The sequence below is a fragment of the Aeromicrobium sp. genome (genome assembly GCF_049587115.1).
Classification (GTDB): Bacteria; Actinomycetota; Actinomycetes; order Propionibacteriales; family Nocardioidaceae; genus Aeromicrobium.
The window spans coordinates 1-19316 of sequence record NZ_JBAVDI010000025.1; the positions used below are offsets into that span (position 1 = coordinate 1).

Annotated in this window: 22 protein-coding genes; 13 read left to right on the top strand and 9 right to left on the bottom strand. The window is 68.0% G+C overall.

Features of this window, described 5'->3' with window-relative positions:
* The 3 genes from WB461_RS02670 to WB461_RS02680 all read left to right on the top strand — a co-directional run.
* The coding region (locus WB461_RS02670) for a DUF2785 domain-containing protein (protein ID WP_423851175.1) at positions 1-552 on the top strand (552 nt) is incomplete at its 5' end.
* Between the two features lie 34 nt (positions 553-586).
* Entirely contained in the window at positions 587-2254 is a 1668-nt protein-coding gene (locus tag WB461_RS02675) for an acetolactate synthase (RefSeq protein ID WP_423851176.1), read from the top strand.
* Between the two features lie 7 nt (positions 2255-2261).
* Positions 2262-2756 (top strand): GNAT family N-acetyltransferase, encoded by a 495-nt coding sequence (locus WB461_RS02680; RefSeq protein ID WP_423851177.1) that lies wholly within the window; start codon positions 2262-2264, stop codon positions 2754-2756.
* Here the strand turns inward: WB461_RS02680 and WB461_RS02685 are convergent.
* From WB461_RS02685 to WB461_RS02700, 4 genes are all read right to left on the bottom strand, one after another.
* Positions 2746-5151, bottom strand: coding sequence for an AMP-binding protein (locus WB461_RS02685; RefSeq protein ID WP_423851178.1), 2406 nt, complete (start codon positions 5149-5151; stop codon positions 2746-2748). The two genes, WB461_RS02680 and WB461_RS02685, sit on opposite strands and share 11 nt — an antisense overlap.
* A gap of 122 nt (positions 5152-5273) precedes the next feature.
* Positions 5274-6314, bottom strand: coding sequence for an ABC transporter ATP-binding protein (locus WB461_RS02690; protein WP_423851179.1), 1041 nt, complete (start codon positions 6312-6314; stop codon positions 5274-5276).
* Entirely contained in the window at positions 6311-7864 is a 1554-nt protein-coding gene (locus WB461_RS02695; RefSeq protein WP_423851180.1) for an ABC transporter permease, read from the bottom strand. The genes WB461_RS02690 and WB461_RS02695 overlap by 4 nt, the downstream gene beginning before the upstream one ends.
* 5 nt (positions 7865-7869) lie before the next feature.
* Positions 7870-8877, bottom strand: coding sequence for an iron ABC transporter substrate-binding protein (locus WB461_RS02700; RefSeq protein WP_423851181.1), 1008 nt, complete (start codon positions 8875-8877; stop codon positions 7870-7872).
* 90 nt (positions 8878-8967) lie between these two features.
* Here WB461_RS02700 and WB461_RS02705 point away from each other — a divergent pair, with 90 nt between their 5' ends.
* Together WB461_RS02705 and WB461_RS02710 are read left to right on the top strand one after the other, a co-directional pair.
* Positions 8968-9339 carry a thioesterase family protein gene (locus tag WB461_RS02705; RefSeq protein WP_423851182.1) on the top strand — a complete coding sequence of 124 codons (372 nt, stop codon included), beginning with the start codon at positions 8968-8970 and terminating at the stop codon, positions 9337-9339.
* Between the two features lie 26 nt (positions 9340-9365).
* Positions 9366-9440 (top strand): 50S ribosomal protein bL37, encoded by a 75-nt coding sequence (locus tag WB461_RS02710; RefSeq protein WP_369797015.1) that lies wholly within the window; start codon positions 9366-9368, stop codon positions 9438-9440.
* A 55-nt stretch (positions 9441-9495) separates the two neighbouring features.
* Here WB461_RS02710 and rsrA read toward each other — a convergent pair whose 3' ends face one another.
* From rsrA to WB461_RS02730, 4 genes are all read right to left on the bottom strand, one after another.
* Positions 9496-9762 (bottom strand): mycothiol system anti-sigma-R factor, encoded by a 267-nt coding sequence (rsrA, locus tag WB461_RS02715; RefSeq protein ID WP_423851183.1) that lies wholly within the window; start codon positions 9760-9762, stop codon positions 9496-9498.
* A complete protein-coding gene (locus tag WB461_RS02720; protein ID WP_423851184.1) occupies positions 9759-10388 on the bottom strand; it encodes a sigma-70 family RNA polymerase sigma factor in 630 nt (209 codons plus the stop codon). Before WB461_RS02720 ends, rsrA begins: the two co-directional genes overlap by 4 nt.
* Positions 10389-10510: 122 nt before the next feature.
* Entirely contained in the window at positions 10511-11242 is a 732-nt protein-coding gene (locus tag WB461_RS02725; protein ID WP_423851185.1) for an SOS response-associated peptidase, read from the bottom strand.
* 34 nt (positions 11243-11276) lie between these two features.
* Entirely contained in the window at positions 11277-11930 is a 654-nt protein-coding gene (locus WB461_RS02730) for a hypothetical protein (RefSeq protein ID WP_423851186.1), read from the bottom strand.
* A 111-nt stretch (positions 11931-12041) separates the two neighbouring features.
* On the opposite strand from WB461_RS02730, the gene WB461_RS02735 reads away from it, so the two are divergent.
* The 8 genes from WB461_RS02735 to WB461_RS02770 all read left to right on the top strand — a co-directional run bounded on the left by WB461_RS02735 (position 12042) and on the right by WB461_RS02770 (position 18796).
* Positions 12042-13652 carry a sigma-70 family RNA polymerase sigma factor gene (locus WB461_RS02735; protein ID WP_423851187.1) on the top strand — a complete coding sequence of 537 codons (1611 nt, stop codon included), beginning with the start codon at positions 12042-12044 and terminating at the stop codon, positions 13650-13652.
* 43 nt (positions 13653-13695) lie between these two features.
* Entirely contained in the window at positions 13696-14181 is a 486-nt protein-coding gene (locus WB461_RS02740; protein ID WP_423851188.1) for a DoxX family protein, read from the top strand.
* 50 nt (positions 14182-14231) lie between these two features.
* Positions 14232-15512, top strand: coding sequence for a 3-phosphoshikimate 1-carboxyvinyltransferase (gene aroA / locus WB461_RS02745; protein ID WP_423851189.1), 1281 nt, complete (start codon positions 14232-14234; stop codon positions 15510-15512).
* A gap of 25 nt (positions 15513-15537) precedes the next feature.
* Positions 15538-16524 carry a ribosome small subunit-dependent GTPase A gene (rsgA, locus tag WB461_RS02750; RefSeq protein WP_423851190.1) on the top strand — a complete coding sequence of 329 codons (987 nt, stop codon included), beginning with the start codon at positions 15538-15540 and terminating at the stop codon, positions 16522-16524.
* Between the two features lie 60 nt (positions 16525-16584).
* Positions 16585-17508, top strand: a complete 924-nt coding sequence (locus WB461_RS02755; RefSeq protein ID WP_423851191.1) for an inositol monophosphatase family protein — start codon at positions 16585-16587, stop codon at positions 17506-17508.
* A gap of 70 nt (positions 17509-17578) precedes the next feature.
* Positions 17579-18010 (top strand): CBS domain-containing protein, encoded by a 432-nt coding sequence (locus WB461_RS02760; RefSeq protein ID WP_423851192.1) that lies wholly within the window; start codon positions 17579-17581, stop codon positions 18008-18010.
* A gap of 69 nt (positions 18011-18079) precedes the next feature.
* On the top strand, positions 18080-18490 hold the full coding sequence (gene arfB, locus WB461_RS02765; protein WP_423851193.1) for an alternative ribosome rescue aminoacyl-tRNA hydrolase ArfB: 411 nt from the start codon (positions 18080-18082) through the stop codon (positions 18488-18490).
* A gap of 126 nt (positions 18491-18616) precedes the next feature.
* On the top strand, positions 18617-18796 hold the full coding sequence (locus tag WB461_RS02770; protein ID WP_423851194.1) for a hypothetical protein: 180 nt from the start codon (positions 18617-18619) through the stop codon (positions 18794-18796).
* Positions 18797-18953: 157 nt separating this feature from the next.
* Here the strand turns inward: WB461_RS02770 and WB461_RS02775 are convergent.
* A partial coding sequence (locus WB461_RS02775) for a helix-turn-helix domain-containing protein (protein WP_423851195.1) occupies positions 18954-19316 on the bottom strand: 363 nt, incomplete at its 5' end.

Genomic DNA, 19316 nt, shown 5'->3' on the forward strand with positions numbered 1-19316 from the left:
TGGTACGTCCGCGAGCAGGACCATCGCGGCTGGATTCCCGAGCAGGGCTGGGCCAACTCGATCGCCCATGGCGCCGATCTCCTGGCCGCGCTGGCCCGATCCCGCCACTTCGGCCGGCTCGAGCTCACGGTGCTGCTCGACGTCATCGCCGACCGGGTCCTGACGCCGACGGCGTACATCTGGCGGCACGGCGAGGACGACCGGCTGGCGTACGCCGTCATGACCTTGCTGCACCGCAACGAGCTGGATCCTGTCCTCATCGAGCCGTGGCTGGCCCGGCTCGGTGCGGGGATCAAGCCGCCGAGGACCCGCGGACATCTCGAGGCCGAGTGGCCGTCACCTGGCGTGCGTAACGCGTCATCGTTCTTGCGAGCGCTGCACCTCCAGCTCGCTCTCGGCGTGCAGGGCCGCGACGATCTGCGTGCAGACGCTGACCTCTTCGCCGAGCAACCCGCTCACCGGGCCGATCTGCTGCTTGCTGTGCTCGACCAGATTCGGGCCGAGAGCCCATGGCTCTACCGCCCGACCACCCGTGCGCGACCGCTCTCCTGATCATCGCTGAGTACCGTCCAGTAACCTGCGTCACATGAGCGAGACCGAACCCAGAGAAGGTCACGGCGGAGTCCACGCCGTTGACGTGGCACGTGCGCATGGCGTCGAGCACATGTTCACCCTGTCGGGTGCCCACGTGTTCCCGATGTACGACGCCGCCGTCAAGGCCGAGCCGGCCATGCCGATCATCGACGTGCGCCACGAGCCGACGGCCGTGTTCGCGGCCGAAGCGATCGGCAAGCTGACCCGCAAGCCCGGACTCGCGGTGCTGACTGCAGGTCCGGGCGTGACCAACGGAGTCAGTCCCATCGCCCAGGCCAGCTTCTCCGGCTCCCCGCTCGTCGTGGTCGGCGGTCGGGCTCCCAACAATCGGTGGGGCTCGGGAAGTCTTCAAGAGCTGGACCAGCCGCCGATCGTCGAGAGCATCTCGAAGTCTTCGACCACTGCACGGACGGTTGACGACATCGCTCCGACGATGGACGACGCGTTCACCCTCGCCGGTTCCTCGCACCGCGGACCGACCTTCGTGGACGTTCCAATGGATGAGTTCTTCAACAGCACCAGCGTCAGCACCCAGTCGAAGGGCAACACGACTGCACCGATCGAGCCCGACTCCGCGGCAGTCGGACGAATTGCCGGCCTGCTCGCTGGTTCAGCTCGACCGGTGCTCGTGCTCGGCACCGACGTGTGGGCCGATCACGCCGAGGACGCAGCGCTGCACTTCGTTCAGGAGACCGGCATCCCGGTGATCGCGAACGGCATGGGCCGCGGCATCATCCCCGGCGGCCATCCGCAGCTTGTGACCAAGGCGCGGTCGACCTCGTTCAACGGCGCCGATCTGGTGATCGTCGTCGGCACTCCCCTGGACTTTCGTCTCGGTTACGGCATCTTCGGCGGCAAGGACGACACGATCGCGGCACGCACCGTGCACATCGCGGACTCCCCTGGACAGGTTTCCACCCACGCAGAACTGGCGGCATCGGTCAGTGGCGACCTCACGACGGTCTTCACCGGTCTGCTCGAGGCGCTGCAGTCGTCGTCCGGCAGCCGGCCCGACTGGTCGACGTGGCTCACGGGCCTGCAGACCGAGGTTGCGGCGGCCACCCAGCGCGACAGTGAGCTGCTCCGGGCCGAGGCCGACCCCATCCACCCCGCGCGCATCTACGGCGAGCTGCTGCCCCGCCTGGCTGACGACGCTGTCGTGATCGGCGACGGCGGCGACTTCGTGTCGTTCGCCGGCAAGTTCGTCGAACCCACCCGGCCCGGTGGCTGGCTCGATCCCGGGCCGTACGGCTGTCTCGGCGCTGGCATGGGCGCCGCGATGGCCGCCCGCATCGCACGGCCTTCGAGCCAGGTCGTGCTGCTCTACGGAGATGGCGCCGCGGGGATGTCGCTGATGGATGTGGACAGCCTCGTCCGGCACGATTTGCCGGTCGTCATGATCGTGGGCAACAACTCTGCCTGGGGGTTGGAGAAGGGGCCCATGCAATGGCTGTACGGCTACGACGTGGCAGCAGACCTGGCGCCGCAGACCCGCTACGACCAGGTGGTGACCGCGCTGGGCGGCGGCGGCGAGATGGTGACCGATCCGAACCAGATCGGACCCGCCATCGATCGCGCATTCGCCTCCGGCGTGCCCTACCTCGTCAACGTCATGACCGACGTGAACGCTGCCTATCCGCGCAACACCACCGGCATCTGAGGTGTTGGTGCGACCCGCACGGGAGGAGGAGTTCGTCGCCGTCGGGAAGCTGACCGTCGCGGGATATGACGCAGACAACTACCTCACGTTGCCCGACGGAACGTTCGACCATGGGTACGGCGACTGGCTCGCAAATGCCGCGCCCCGCGGCCAGGACGCTGATCTGCTGGTCGCTGTCGAGGGCGACCGCCTGCTGGGCACCGTGACGTGGTGTCCCTACGGCTCACCGTTCGCCCAGCTCGCGACCGAGCCGCACCAGGGCGAGTTCCGCACGCTCTCGGTCGCGCCGCACGCCCGCCGGCTCGGCGTGGGCCGCGCCCTGGTGGCGGCGTGCTTGGACCGGGCACGCGCCGAGGGACTCGCCGAGGTCATGTTGTGCTCGCTGTCCGTGATGGCACCGGCGCACCGGCTCTACGAGGCGTTCGGTTTCATCCGCCGACCGGAGCTCGACTTCGAGCCCTCTCCCAATGTCGATCTGTGGGCGTTCTCGCTCACGACGTGAGCGGCGTGATCGGCGTCGAAGTTCGCCGGCGGAGAGTCCGGCGGGCCGATCCGCTGATCGATTCCCACACGTACCGGTAAGCCAGTCCCCCGGCCAGCGAGGTGAGCACTGCGAGCATCGGCACGCGGTCCTCCAGGTACGGGTAGATCTGCCACTGGGTCAAGTAGATGTACAGCGAGGCCGCGGCGAGGGTCGCGGTGGTCCGGGCAAGCCACAGCGGCAACGCGATGGTCTGCACCCACACCAGCAGCAGGACTCCGGCGACGACCACCACCTCGCGACGCGGGTCACCGAAGAAGCCCGCCACCGCCACGGCGGCCGCCAGCGAGACGATGACGCGCTGCCGCGTGCCGTCAGCTCGTTCCACGACCCAGCCCAGCAGGAAGCACCACAGCACGATCGAGGGCGTGTACCGCTCGGTCGGCCCGGCCTCGACCCCGGTCAAGGCGTACCGGAGCAACACCGCGCCTGCCAGGAGCGACAGCGCGAACCGGAACGGCGCACGCCGCTCCCACCGATGGACCCTTGGCAGCGCGAGAGCCGCCAGCACGACGACCTGCGTCCAGATGACGACCTCGAGAAACCAGAACTGCCACTGAACGGTCCAGGTGTCGCTGCCTTCAAGGCCATTGAGGAAGAACACCGTGCCGGCGCGATATGTCCCCAGCAGGACTGCGACCCCGCCGATCCACACCATGCACGGGAGAGCGAGTCGGGCCACCGATGCGAGGCCACCGCGCAGCCGGTCCACGCGGGCTCGATCCGACAGCTGGAATCGGGCGAAGTTGTAGCCCACCACGGCGAGCAGGACGTGCGCACCACCCGGCATCGTCCAGAGGTTGGCGTGCGTGCCCAGCACCAGCAGGATCGCGACGCAGCGCAGCACGATCGACATCTCGACGTCAACTCCGGGCGAGCGGGGCGGGCGGGTGACGAGCTCGCGAATCGGGCGTCGGTGCCAGCCTCGTGGTGTTGCGATCCCGAGCTGCCCGAGTCGCACTGACAGCTCGACGTACGACAACGAGTCTCCGCGCAGCGTGGTGAAGCTGTCGTCGAGGGTCGCCCCGGGTCGGGCCAGCAGCTCGGCGTACAGGTCTCGGACCTGCTGGAGCCGCGTCGAACCTGCCTCCGGCGCCGCCGTTCGGGGAGACTGGTCCGAGCTTGCGTGCGCCCGCTTCTGCAGCGTCGAGTAATCGGTCTTTCCGGTCGGGGTTCGAGGCATGCTCGACACCGGGCGGACCCTCACGAGGTGCTCGGGCAATCCGCAGTGCGCAGCCAGGGCGGGCCGGATCCGCGGGATGTCCGGCACCCCATCGACCCAAGCCGTCACATGATCGCCGGCTGAGACGCACCGCACCTCCTCACCCAGCCCGTCGAGGGCGCGCTCGGCCAGGTCGAGGTCGATTCGGAGGCCGGCGACCTTTCCGATCCGATTCCGGCGACCGACCCACTCCAGACTTCCGTCACTGTGCTGCCGGGCGAGGTCACCTGTCCGCAGCTCGGTGACCTCTGGTCCGCGGGCCAGGTCGGCCGGTGCCGTCGCGTAGCCCATCATGACGTTGGGGCCGGTGTAGACCAGTTCGCCGACGCCATCATCGAGCTCTGGATCGGGCTCGAGCGAGACTGCGCCTCCCGGGATCGGCACGCCCAGCACCTCGGGCCGGACCAAGGCCGTCTCTGGCGGAAGGTAGGCCATGCGCGCCGTTGCCTCGGTCTGGCCGTACATCGCGTAGAAGTCCCACCCACGCTCGCGGCCCAGTCGCGCGTACGCGGTGATCCGCTCAGGGGCCATCCGCCCGCCCGCCTGGGTCACGTGGCGCAGCGCCGGCAGATCGCGATCGACGAAGTCGGTCGAATCCAACAGATCGAAGGTGTACGGCACCCCCGCGAACGAGGTGGCGCGAGCATCCTGGGCAAGATCCCACAGACAGCTGTCGACGACGGACCAGTCGGTCATGACCAGGCCCCCGCCGGACAGCAGGTGACTGTTGACGACAGAGAGTCCGTAGCTGTAATACATCGGCAGGGTCGTGATCGCGCGATGGTCGTCGTCGATGTGCAGGTAGTCGGCAATGCTCAGGGCGTTGCATACGACGCTGTCCTGACTGAGCCGAACGAGCTTGGGCGATCCAGTCGACCCAGAGGTCGACATCAGCAGGGCCAGCTCAGGATGCAGATCGTGCCGAGACCCGCTTCGTCGCTCGACGAATCCTTCCGTCAAGGGGTCCCACACGACATCGGGGTCGTACGCGTCCACGATGCCGGCCAGGGCGGCCGGACTGTCCCCGGGCACCAAGGCGACCGCGTGACCGTGCGCCATGGCCGCGAGGTAGGCGATCACGGCCTCGACCGAGTTGCTGCCACTGACCACGACAAGCCGCTTGCGATCAGTCAAGACCTCACGATGAGCGTCGATCCGGTCTGCCACGTCGGCGTGGCTCAGAGTCGTGTCCCGGGTGATCAGTGCGGCGCGGCTTCCATTCGACCTCAGGCCTGCAAAGGAGCTGCGCTCAGCAATCACGGCGTCCCCGCGGCCGCGAACACGGTGACCTGCCCAGTCACGGCAACCGTGAGGTGCTCTCCAACGGCAGGCAGGCCGGATCCCATCACCCGGGCGTCCACCAGCTGGCCGTCGTCGAGCAGGGTCAGGCGCAGTGTGGCGTCGTGGCCGAAGAAGTTGACCTCGTCGACCCGCGCCCTCGCCCCGTGCCCGTCGGCAGTGATCACGAGCTGCTCAGGACGTACCAGGACGTCCACCTCTCCCTCCGGACCGCCGGGCGCCACGGCAAGCCGACCGAGTGCACAGGTGGCCACGCCGTCGGCAACGATTCCGCGAAGCACGATGACGCTGCCCACGAAGCGGGCGACGGCCTGATCGACCGGCGAACGATAGAGCTCGGCCGGCGGAGCGACCTGGGCGACACGTCCATCACGCAGCACAGCCACCTGGTCACACAGCGCCAACGCTTCGTCCTGGTCGTGCGTCACCAGGATCGCCGTGGCGCCGGTCGACCGCAACGCCCGCACCACTGCCCGGCCGGTCTCGACCCGGAGACTGGCATCGAGGGACGAGAACGGCTCGTCGAGAAGGACGACGTCCGGGCGGGGGGCAAGCGCACGGGCCAGCGCAACGCGTTGCTGCTGCCCCCCGGAGAGCTGGTGTGGCTGCCGTCGAGCCAGGGCGGGATCCAGGCCCACCAGCGCGAGGACGGCCTCGAGGTCGAACGTGCGGCGGGCACCGCCCCGAATGCCGAACATCACGTTTGCCGCGACATCCAGATGCGGGAACAGCGCCCCCTCCTGCGGCACGTACCCGATCCCGCGTCGTTGCGGTGACAGGCCGCGGCCGTCACGGACCAGGGAACGATCCGCGGCGCTGATCGAACCTGAATCGGCGTCCAGGAAACCCGCGATGATGCGCAGCAGCGTCGTCTTGCCGCCGCCTGACGGACCGAGCACGGCGACGACGGATCCGGTAGGGATTGCCAGATTCACGCCGTCCAGCACGCGAAGCGGCCCGTACGACTTGTGGATGTCCGAGACCAACAGGCCCGTCATGCGGCACCTCCGAGGGACGGCCGGCGACTCAACAGGTAGGTCGCGGGCAACGAGATCAATATCATCACCAGGGCGTACGGGGCCGCAGCCCCGTAGGCGACGGACGACGAGCTGGACCAGAACTGCGTTGCCAGCGTCGCCGTCCCGATCGGGGCCAGCAGGAGGGTCGCGGTCAGCTCGGTCGTCACGGCGAGAAAGACCAGTGCGCAGCCAGCCCCGATTCCGGGCGCGATCAGCGGAAGTGTCACACGGCGAGCGGTCGTGAGCCGCCCAGCGCCCAGCCCGTGGGCGACATCCTCCAGGACTGGGGGCGACTGCTCAACGGCCGATCGCACGCTCACCAACGCTCGGGGCAGGAACATGATCGAGTAGGCGGCCACCAGCAGTCCGTACGTCTGGTAGGTCGCTGGAAGGTAGTTGATCGACACCGTCACGAGTGCCAGCGCAACGACGATGCCAGGGAGAGCGTTGGCGACGTAGGCGCTGCGTTCGATCGTGGTGGCACGACGCGAGCGATAGCGCACCGCGAGCCATACCACCGGTACCGACAATGCGACGGTGATTGCGGCTGCGAGCAGACCCAGGCCCACCGAGGTGCCAGCAGCTGACGCGATCTCGCCGGCCGGGAAAGCCGTCGACGATCCGATGACGAGCCAGCGCATCAGGCTGTACAACGGCACCCCGAGGGATCCGGACGACAGCAGCAGCAGTGCCAGCAGGACGGGGTTGCGCCAGCGACCGAGGCGGACTGGTTCAGCATGCCGGAGGACCCCGCTGCCGATCCGCGCGAACCTGCGGTCCGAACGCAACCGCAGGTCGATCATCAGCAGGACCAGGCAGCACAGCACCAGCACCGAGGCGATCACGTTCGCTCCGGCGCTGTTGAACGAGGAGTTGTACTGATCGTAGATCGCCGTCGTGAAGGTCGGGAAGCGCAACATCTGCAGCGCCCCGAACTCCGCGAGCAGGTGCAGACCGACCAGCAACGCGCCCCCGATCATGGCCGGCCTGAGCTGTGGCAGCACAACTCGTGCGAATGTCCACGCGGACGAGTTGCCGAGCGATCGAGCGACCTCCTCGAGCGCGGGGTCGAGCCCGCGCAGGGCCGCTGCGGTCGGCAGGTACACCAGGGGGAAGTACGAGAGCGTCACCACCAGCAGGGCGCCTCGATATCCCTCGATCCCCGACGACAACGACGACCAGCCGTAGCTGTTGACGAACGCCGGGATGGCCAGCGGCGCCGCGGCCAACACGTGCCAGATCGTGCGTCCCGGGACGTCGGTGCGCTCGACGATCCAGGCGCAGCCGACGCCCAGGACGGCGCTCGCCAGACAGCCGCCGATCACCAGCCCGACGGTGTTCGACAACAGCTCGCCCACTCGCGGCCGGACCAGCAGGTCCCAGATCTCGTGACCGCCGAGGGTCGCGGCGTAGATCACGACATAGCCCAGCGGGATCAGCGCGAAACCGGCCACCGCGACGGACACCAGCACGAGTGATCGCGGGGCACCCTCCCGCTGCCCGTGATGCGCCGCCCGGCGCGCCTGCACGCCGCTCAGAGGAAGCCCTCGCTCTGCATCATCGCGATGACGGTGGGGCCGTTGAGCGACGAGAGGTCGATGGCGGGCGGCTCGAGCTCGGACAACGGCTTGACGCCCTGCCCGAGGTCGATGTCGGCATTGAGCGGGTACTCCAACGCGTAGCTGTCTGCGATGGCCTGCTGCCCGGTGCGACCGGCGAGGAACGCGACGAACTTCTGGGCATCGGTCTGTCGCTTGCTGGACTTGAGCACCCCTGCTCCGGAGACGCTGAGGAAGGCGCCCGGATCCTGGTCACCGAAGTAGTGCACCGCCGAGTCGTTGCTGTTGTCGCCGGACTCCTGCTGGTCGCGGTACCAGTAGTAGTGATAGATCACGCCGGTGTCGATCGCGCCGGCGTTGACCTCCTTGAGCACGACGTTGTTGCCCTGGTAGACCGTGCCATTGGCTTTGAGTCCAGCCAACCAGCGCCGGGCTGCGCCCTCCCCCTCGAGCTCCAGGACGGCGCTGACGATCGCCTGGAAGTCGGCTCCGGTCGGGGAGAATGCGACCTTGCCCTTCCACTTCGGATCGGCCAGGTCGAGGAGCGACTTCGGCAGATCCGCTCTGCGTACCGCATCCGTGTTGTAGACCAGCACGGTGGATCTGGCAGCGAAGCCCATCCACGCGCCGCTGCGGGCGCGGTACTGCTGGGGCACCAGGTCCAGCGTCGAGCGATTCAGACCCGAGAGCAGGCCCTTGCCCTCGACCAACGACATGGCCGGGGAGTTCTCGGTGAGGAACACGTCGGCGGGCGAGGCCTTGCCCTCCTGCACGAGCTGATTGGCAAGCTCGAAATCACTGCCATTCCTCAGCTTGACCTCGATACCGGTCTCCTTGGTGAAGATCGGAGTCAGTGCGGTGAGAAGCTCTTCGTGCTGGGCGTTGTACACCGTGATCGACGGCTTGTCCTGGCCGCCGCAGGCGCCCAGTGGCAGGATCGTCGCGATGGCCACCAGCGCTCCGGCCAGTCGATTGATCTTCACGGATGACTCCTCAAATCAGGGTTGCCTAACCTTATCGCATTCGCTCTCGTGGTCTGGCCCCCCGTCCCCGCGACGCCGTACGGTTGAGTCATGGACACCGCCACGGTCACACATCTGGTCACGGTCGACGACACCGCTCGGGCACTTGGCTCAGGTGACCTCGACGTCCTGGCCACGCCACGTGTCCTGGCCTGGTGCGAGGAGGCCACCTGCGCCGCTCTTGTCCTCGACGCGACACAGACCAGTGTCGGCACCCGGGTCGACCTCGAGCACCTGGCTGCCACCCGGGTCGGCGTCCAGGTGACGGCAACGGCGACCGTGATCCACACCGATGGTCGACTCGTACGCTTCCAGGTCGTGGCCCACGACAGTGACGGAACTGTGCTCGCTACCGGCGAGGTCCGGCGGGTCGTGGTCGATCGGGAGCGATTCCTGGCTCGCATCGCGCCTGTGGGAGACTGAGGCGTCGAAGTCGGAGGAGGATCACCATGGGCAAGACTGGCCGCAAGCGTCGTGCGCGTCGCAAGAAGGGCGCCAACCACGGCAAGCGCCCCAACGCGTGAAACAAGAAATCCCCGTCCGATGGACGGGGATTTCTTCGTTCTACGTGGTTGTCGCCTAGCTCGAGCGCTGCTCGGTGATCTCGATCTGGACCGTACGAATCGAGAACAGCACCCGCTCTCGGAGCGGCTCGGGAGCCACCTCGGAGCACGACCGTGAGACCAGCGTCTTGACCACCCGCTCGAGGTCGTACTCGCTGAGGCAGTCGCTGCACTCGTCGATGTGGGACTGGATCTCCGTGGAGCTCGCGGTGTCAATCTCGCGGTCCAGGAAGAGGTAGAGATTCTCGAGCGCCTTGACGCAGTCGGGACCTTCACAGCTCATGTGTTGTCACCTGACCCTGTGACGGCCATACCGCGATCTCGCGCGTAGTCCGAGAGCATCTCTCGAAGCAGTCGGCGGCCTCGGTGCAGGCGCGACATCACGGTCCCGATCGGTGTGTCCATGATCTCGGCGATCTCCTTGTAGGGGAAACCTTCGACGTCGGCGAGATAGACCGCATAGCGGAAGTCGTCCGGAAGCGCCTGCAGCGCATCCTTGACGTCACTGTCCGGGAGGTGTTCCAGCGCCTCCATCTCAGCGGACTTGAGCCCCGAGGAGCCGTGCGACTCGGCCCGCGCGATCTGCCAGTCCTCGATCTCATCAGTGATCTGCTGCGGCTGGCGCTGCTTCTTGCGATACGAGTTGATGTAGGTGTTGGTGAGGATCCGGTACAGCCAGGCCTTGAGGTTGGTCCCCGGCTTGAACTGGTGGAAGGCGCTGAACGCCTTGGCGAAGGTCTCCTGCACCAGATCCTCCGCGTCATGCGGCTTGCGCGTCATCCGCAACGCGGCGGAGTAGAGCTGATCCAGGAATGGCAGGGCATCGGCCTCGAAGCGGGCCTGCTGCTCCTGCGCCGTCTCAGTCTCGCGCGGATCGGCGCTCTCGGGGGTCTCGCCGGTGACAGTCATTGCCTCCCAGCCTACTCCCGGCCTGGCGGGCCTGCTGAGCGGCATGATCGTCCGTTCAGCACCATTCGTCGCGTATGTCAGCATCAGACCTCCTGTGGTCGTCAACCGTCGAGAGCGGCCGGCTATTCCGGCGCCAGCGGAACGATGAGCTCGGGTCCGTTGTTGCGCACGTTGTTGACCGCGGTCGACACCGGGAACGCATCCAGGCGTCCCGGAGCAGCAGGTACCAGCAGCTCGAGCAGCTGCTCGGTCGGCCGCGGTGCCGGGTCGAGCCACGCGTCGTACGCCTCGGACTCCAGGAACAGCGGCATCCGGTCGTGCAGCTGACCCAGCTCATCCTCGGCGGTTGTCGTGAGGATCGTGAAGCTCGTGATCCAGGCGCCGGACTCCGAGTCCTTCCAGTACTCGTAGAGCCCCGCCATGGCGAGCACCGAGCGATCCTTGGGCGTGATGTAGAACGGTTGCTTCGTCGGCTTCGCCTCGCCCTCGCGCGCCCGGCCGGCGTACCACTCGTAGTATCCGTCGGCCGGCACCAGGCCGCGTCGCCGGGCGAATGCCTTCCTGAACGCAGGCTTCTCGGCAGCCGTCTCGGTCCGCGCGTTGATCATCCGGTTGCCGATCGACGCGTCCTTGGCCCAGCTCGGGATCAGGCCCCAGCGGGCAGTCACGAGCTCACGCCGGGGTGGAGCGTCGGCGGCCTGCTCCTCGGATCGCCGCCCGATCAGCAGCGGCGCAAGCTTGGTTGGCGCCATGTTGTAATCGGCCTCGAGCTCGACGAACGAGTTGGCCAGGTCGACCTCGAAAGCCTGGTTCAGCGAGGCCGAGGTCTGGGTAGTCGCGTAACGCCCGCACATGACTCGAGCCTAAGCGGTGCGACCGACCGAATCGCTACTGCGACAGGTCCGCCAGCAGCGACGCCACATCATCGCCCGACGACGGGAGATGTTCGACCCACAGTCGCGGCCGAATCATTGCTCCCAGAACGTCGTCGAGGGTCATGGCCAGCAGGCTCATGGTCACGACGTCGGCGCGCTCCCTTTCAACCAGCGCGACAAAGCGGCGGGGTGACACCTGCGCGATGGTCTCGTCGCCGGCAAACACCGCTCGCAGCGCTTCGGCGACGTCCAGTGCCCGGAGCGAGCGCTCCAGTCCGTGGCCCGAGGCCACACGCGGAAGCTCGACGACGACCAGCGCCTGCGAGCTCGCCACCTGCTGTCCTGAGCGTTCGGCGCCGCGGTACAGCTCAGCCAGGCGCGAGCGAACGTGCGGAGTGCTGGCCAAGGAGGTCAGCGGGTCCTCACACGAGACGTCCGCCCGGACGACGACCGCACGCTCGGCCCACGCCACCGCCGCCGCACGAGTCGTTGCGAAAACCGGCTCGTGTCCGGCATGCGCCCGCTCCACGTGGTCCAGGACCTCGTGGAGCGGGATGCCTTGCAGTGCTGCACTCGCTCCCACCTCGTGTGCAACCTCTGCGACATCCGACCGGCCGTCGCGGACGGCCTCCTCAAGGAGCACCACATTCAATCCCGAGCCGAACATCAGGTGCTCCTTTCGTGGTCGGACAGTAGTGAGACGGTCGCGCCGGCAGATCATGACGCGATCACCGGCACCTTTTCGTGACCGAGATGTGATTGAGTCGTTGAACTGCACGTGCCGAACACGCGCATCGTTGAGATCGAGTCGAGCGACGCCGAGCTGATCACGGCGGTTCGCGGCGGAGACACGGCGGCATACGGCCTGCTTTTCGACCGGCACCACGGCGCCGCGACGGCTCTGGCCCGCCAGCTGGTTCCCGGCCCCGATGCCGGCGATCTGGTCGCGGAGTCGTTCATCCGGGTGCTCGCCGTGCTCCAGTCAGGCAAGGGTCCCGATGAGTTCTTTCGCGCCTATCTGCTGACCGCGTTGCGCCGGCTGCACATCGACCAGATCCGCCAGCAGAAGCGGGTCCGACCGACCGGAGACCAGGCGGAGCTGGATCGTGCGGTCGAGTTCGTCGACCCGGCCGCACTCTCCTTCGAGCAGGGCGCGGCAGCCGCGGCGTTCGCGTCCTTGCCGGAGCGCTGGCAGCTCGTGCTGTGGCACCTCGATGTCGAGGGTCAGAAGCCTGCCGACATCGCGCCGTTGCTCGCCATGAGCGCCAACAGCGTGTCTGCCCTGGCGTACCGCGCCCGCGAGGGCCTGCGTCAGGCCTATCTGCAGAGCCACCTTGCGCCGACCCTCCACGAGAGCTGCCACCGCACTACCGGCCTGCTCGGCGCCTACGTCCGCAAGGGACTCTCCGCTCGAGACACCAGCCGGGTCGAAGAGCACCTTGACGAATGCAGTCGCTGCACCGGGATCCAGCTCGAGCTGGCCGACATCAACTCGGGCCTGTCCGGACTGCTCGGGCCCGCCCTGCTTGGATCGGCCGCGACGGGCTACCTGGCTGCCAGCGGAACCGGCGCTTTGGTCGGCGCCGGAGTGGCGGCCGGCACCAAGGGCCTGGTCGGAACCGTCACCGAAGCGCTTCTCGCACCGTTCAAGGTCGTTGGCGGTGCGGTTTCTGCCGCTGGAACCAACGGTGTGGTCGCGGCCATCGTCGTCGTCGCCGTCGGGACCGCGGGAGCCGTGGCGGTCACTTCCGGCCTCGGAGGCAAGGACGCCCCGAGCACGTCGTCCGCACCCCGCACCTCACCCGCTCCACCCTCCCCTTCCACGGCGGAGCCGAGCACGCCGCAGACCACCGCCGAACCACCACCTACGTCAACGTCCGCACCGGTTGCCAGCCCCAGACCGGTGTCGGTTGCAGACCCGGCTCCCCCGCCCTTGCCCGAGCCCGGGACCGACCCTGCTCCCGAACCCGCGGCGAAGTCCGTGTCAACGCCCGAGATCGAGCCCGTCACACCCACCGACTACGGCATCGCCGGAGTGCGGGTCACGAACGACAGCACGATCCTGCAACGCCGCATCACGGTCCACGTGACGGCGAGCAATTCCGGGCGGCCCGCCGACGAGATCGTGTCGATCACGATGTCCTTCCGCCGGCCGGTCGTGTTCCGAGGCGTCGCCAGTCCCGGGTGGGCCTGCGGACCGGCGGTACGCAACCAACGACTTCGAACGTTGACCTGCACGAGCCGACTCGACGCAGGTCGGGGCACGACATTCGTGGTCAAGGCCATCGGTCTGCTGCCGCGCGGCACCGTGGTGGTCTCGGCGCCGGGCGACCCCGTCAGTGGCAACGACTCCGCGACGTTCCGCTCCGGCGTGTGGCCTCTGACGTGAGCCATGGGGTTGCCTCCGTGCACGGTTCGGGTATGAATGAGTCATGACCCTCCTGCGTACGGTTGCCCGCCCGATGCTCGCCTCGATGTTCGTCTACGGAGGTGCCATGGCACTCAAGGAGCCAGGTGCCCGGGCGGCAAAGGCCCAGCCGACGGCCGATCGCCTCAAGAAGCTCGCCCCCGAGCTGCCCATCAACGGCGCCAACCTGGTCCGCGTCAACGGCGCAGCCCAGCTCATCGGCGGCCTCGCACTGGCCTCGGGACGCTTCCCCCGACTCGCCGCCTTCGGTCTCGCGGCGACATTGCCGGCCACGACGGTCGCGGGCCACCAGTACTGGAACGAGACCGATCCCGCCGCCCGCGCCAATCAGCGCACGCACTTCCTGAAGAACGTCTCGATGGCCGGTGGCCTGCTGATGGCCACGCTCGACCCAGATCCGCACAAGAAGTTCATCGGCCGCCGGGCCAAGGACCGGGTCTCGGATGCGGCCGCATCCGTCGCCGACCAGATCGACCACCTGCGCAGCTGATCCGCAGGACGTCCCGATGAGGGCGGATCGACGCCGATAGGCTGGGGGCGATGACCGCCCCCTTGCCTTGGCTCGCGCCCTACCGCGACACGCCCATCGACGGCACCGTGCTGGTCCCGGGGTCGAAGTCCCTGACCAATCGGGTGCTCATCCTGGCGGCGCTCGCCGACGGGCCGTCGGTCATCACCCGGCCGCTCGGTTCGCGAGACACGACACTGATGCTGGGTGCCCTGACGGCACTCGGGGCGACCGTCGAGCGGGAAGGCATGACGTGGACCGTCAGCCCTTTCGATCGCAGCGACCGTGACGAGCCGATCGCGGTGGACTGCGGCCTCGCCGGCACTGTCATGCGCTTCGTGCCGGTACTGGCGGCCCTGGGCAGCAACCCCGTGACGTTCGACGGAGACGAGCACGCCCGGGTTCGACCCATGGGAACCACGATCGACACCCTCCGTGAGCTTGGCGTCACGGTCGACGACGGCGGCCGCGGAGCACTACCGTTCACGGTGACCGGACACGGCCACCTGGTCGGCGGCACTGTCCAGATTGACGCCTCCTCGTCGAGCCAGTTCGTGTCGGCACTCCTGCTGGCCGGCGCGCGCTTCGACCAGGGCCTGGATCTGCGCCACCACGGCGGTGCGCTGCCGTCGATGCCCCACATCGACATGACCGTTGCCGAGCTGCGTCGCCGCGGAGTGCAGGTCGACACCGACGAGCCGAACCGCTGGCACGTCCGTCCAGGCCCGGTCGGCTCGTTGGACGTGGAGATCGAGCCGGATCTGTCGAACGCGGGGGTCTTCATAGCAGCAGCACTCGTGACCGGGGGCACGATCCGCATCCGCAACTGGCCCGAGCACACCAATCAGGCCGGTGACGCCTGGCGCACCATCGTTCCGGCTTTCGGCGGATCGGTGGAACGGGATGGCGCGGACCTGGTGTTCTCCGCAGGATCGACGTTGGACGGTGTCGAGCTGGACCTGCACGACGTCGGCGAGCTGACGCCGGTCGTCGCCGCGATCGCCGCGCTGGCGACCGAATCGTCCAGGCTGACCGGCGTGGCACATCTGCGCGGACACGAGACCGACCGGCTCAAGGCCCTGGTCACCGAGATCAACCGCCTCGGGGGCGACGCGAACGAGCTCGATGACGGACTCGAGATCCGCCCGCGGCCGCTGCGCGGCAGCACCTTCCGGACGTACGACGACCACCGAATGGCCCATGCCGGCGTGGTGCTGGGGCTACGGGTGTCCGACCTGTACGTCGAGAACGTGGTGACGACGGTCAAGACGTACCCCAACTTCGCCCCGGTCTGGGAGCGGTTGATGGCATGAGTGAGCTTTCGTTGGACGTGATGGCATGAGAGACGACGACGAGCACGCCAGGTTCGAGCGGCCGCGGCGTCACACCAAGCCGCGCACCAAGATCCGCCCCAACTACGACGAGGCCGACACCGCGCGGGTCGTGACGATCGATCGTGGTCGGTACACCGTCACGTTGGACGAGGCCGGACGCACGATCACCGCGATGAAGTCGCGCAACCTCGGCCGCAAGGGTGTCGTGGTCGGCGACCGGGTCAGGGTCGTCGGAGACATCTCGGGCGCCGAGGGCTCGCTGGCCCGAATCGTCGAGGTCACTCCCCGCCAGACCGTGCTGCGGCGCACCGCGGATGACGACGATCCCATCGAGCGGATCATCGTCGCCAATGCTGATCAGCTCGTGATCGTGGCCGCCCTGGCCGATCCGCCGCCGCGAGCGGGTCTGATCGACCGCTGCCTCGTCGCGGCTTTCGACGCCGGCATGGAACCACTGGTCTGCCTCACCAAGTCCGACCTCGGATCCCCCGACGAGCTCGTCGCGATGTTCGAGCCCCTCGGCGTTCGAGTCGTCGTCACCCGGCAGGGCGGAGACCTCGACCCTGTACGGAACGCCCTGCGCAACCGGGTGAGCGTCCTGGTCGGGCACAGCGGGGTCGGCAAGTCGACCCTGGTCAACGCCGTCGTGCCCGACGCCCACCGGTCGGTCAGCTACGTCAATGCCGTGACAGGTCGCGGCCGGCACACGTCGACGTCGGCGATCAGCCTCGAGCTGCCGTTCGGCGGGTGGATCATCGACACGCCGGGCATTCGATCCTTCGGGCTCGCCCATGTGGAGATCGACGACCTGATCAGGGCCTTTCCGGATCTGCAGGATGTCACCCGGGACTGCCCGCGCGGCTGTCTGCATTCGGCGGACGAGCCCGAGTGCGCTCTTGACATCACGGTGGCCGACGGGACGCTCGCTCCGGAGCGAGTCGAGTCGTTCCGACGCATCCTGGCCAGCATGAACACCAAGGACGACCACTGATCCAGCGGCGACGGCCTGCCGTCCGCGGGGTCCGGCCGGAAAAGCCGTACTCTGAGGGCCATGGCTCACTCGTACAACGACGATCTGCGCCTCGCTCACGTGCTGGCAGACAATGCCGACAGCCTTTCGATGGACCGTTTCGGCGCCATCGACCTGCAGGTCGACACCAAGCCCGACATGACCTACGTGACCGAGTCCGACCAGGCTGTCGAAGCCGCCATTCGGCGCACGCTGAAGTCCGCGCGCACCCGTGACATCGTTCTCGGCGAGGAGAGCGGGGAGGTCGAGGGGACGTCCGGTCCCGGCGGTCGGCGATGGATCGTCGACCCGATCGACGGCATGTCCAACTTCGTGCGCGGCGTGCCCGTCTGGGCGACACTCATCGCGCTCGAGGAGGACGGCGAGATCATCGCCGGCTGCGTGTCCGCACCCGCGCTCGGCCGTCGGTGGTGGGCCAGCAAGGGCACCGGCGCGCACACCGGCAAGTCGCTGCTGTCATCGCGGGAGATTCGCGTCTCGCAGGTCGCGGATCTGGAGCATGCGTCGGTCTCGTACGCGTCGCTCGGCGGCTGGGACGCGATCGACAAGGCTGGTGCCTTCGCCGCACTGCTGAGGCGCTGCTGGCGCACCCGGGCGTACGGCGACTTCTGGTCCTACATGCTGCTTGCCGAGGGTGCGGTCGACATCGCTGCCGAGCCCGAGCTCAAGGTGTGGGACATGGCGGCGCTCGACATCGTGGTCCGAGAAGCCGGTGGCACGTTCACCAGCCTGGCCGGTCAGCCCGGCCCCTGGGGCGACAACGCACTGGCCACCAACGGGCGCCTGCATGACGCCGCAATGGCGTACCTCGGACACTTCCCGGACCAGGGTCCGCCCGATCCCTCCTGGACCGACGAGCCCGAGGACGAGCCCGATCCGGAGCGCGAGCCGGACAACGTGCACACCTTCGACTTCACCCGCGAGCAGGCCGACGAAGCCCCGTAGCTCAAGGTCCTCGCCTTCGGGTGTGACCGCGGCTACGCTGCGAGGACACGACCTGAGGAGTGTGCACCGAATGCGCGTCAGTGATGTCCTGGCTTCCAAAGGAAGCGATGCCGTCTACACCATCTCTCCCGGCGCAACGATCCGCGAGCTGCTGGACGTGCTGGCCGATCTCAACGTCGGCGCCCTGGTCGTCAGCGAAGACGGCAAGACCATGCGCGGCATCGTCTCCGAGCGCGACATCGTCCGCAAGCTGCGGACGACGGAGAACGCGCGCGACATGACCGTCGCGGACATCATGACCTCGGATGTCCAGATGTGCGCACCTGCGGACTCCTTCGGTGGGCTCATGGCCATCATGACCGAGCACCGCGTACGTCACATTCCCGTGATCGAGGAGGGCGTGCTCGTCGGCGTGGTCAGCATCGGCGACGCGGTCAAGTATCGGATGGAGCAGCTCGAGTTCGAGCGCGACCAGCTCAACAACTACGTCGCCGGGGGCTGACCGCCCCGCAGCCCCAGCCTTGTCCCCGCGAGATCTCCACCGGTCGACCGTGCCGCATACTGGCGAACGATGACTCACCACGGACGACTGCCCCTGCCCGAGGGCGAGATGGCATGGAGGTTCTCGCGATCCTCCGGAGCCGGCGGCCAGCACGTCAACTCGACGGACACGCGGGTCGAGCTGATCTGGTCGCTCGACGACAGCAGCGTGCTGTCCGAGAGTCAGAAGGAGCTCGTTCGGCGCCGACTGAGCAACCGGCTCGTCGACGGGACGATCACGGTGGTGTCGTCCCAGTACCGCTCCCAGCATCGCAACCGCGAGGCCGCGCGCGTGCGACTGGAGGATCTGGTGTCCGCCGCCATCGTGCCACCCAAGACCCGCCGGCCGACCCGTCCGAGCCGCGCATCCAGGCAGCGACGGATCGACGCCAAGAAGCGACGCGGGTCGCTCAAGCAGGGCCGCTCCGGCTCCTGGGACTAGCTGAATTCGGAGCCACGCAAGCACCAACGAACCGCTGCCACGTCCGACCACGCTGGCAGACGTCGCGCCGGGCGATTGAGGCGAGTCTCCGCGGGTACGGTCGGACCAACCACCTGAGGAGAAACCATGACCGTTGCGCCCCCCGAACCTGCCCAGGACCCGGCCGGTCCCGCAGAGGACGAGCCTGAAACCCCCAAGGCCCCCGAGCTCCCGGACCCAGCCTTCCCCGAGGTTCTTCCGGGCGGCGATCCCGGTCCGGGTGAGGCACCCGACCCCGAGCCGCAGACCCAGCCCGACCCTCGTTGACTGCCGCTCTCGGTGGACTGCGCGTGGTCCTGCGGGGCCGGGTCGTGGATCTAGCCGTCGCGGGCAGTCAGCGCGGTGTGCGCCCGCCGCGGAGGCCACCTTCTGTGGCGGAGTTTCAGCAACGCCGCCTTGAGTGAAGAAACGCTCGGCGGCTGAATCAGGTAAGAGCGATGGTGGCATCGCGGGTGAAGCCTGGATCGGTGAGTCGGTCGCCGTACAGGTCGCGCAGCTGGCCCATGCGATAGCGGACGGTCTGTGGGTGCACGAACAGCACCCGTGCGACGTCGTCGCGGCGACCGTGGTGCAGCAGCCAAGCCCGAAGGGTGTCGGTGAGCTTCTCCCGGGATGCCGTGCTGAGGTCGTCAAGCGGCGCGAGCACCCGAGTGCGCAGGTCGTCCTGCGCGTCTTGGTCCGCGCCAACCACCAGGTCGGCGAGATGGATATCGGTGTCTCCACGCAGCTCGAGCCGATAGGCCCGCCGCGCACGCCGGTAGGAGAGATCCGCCCGGGTCCACGGTTT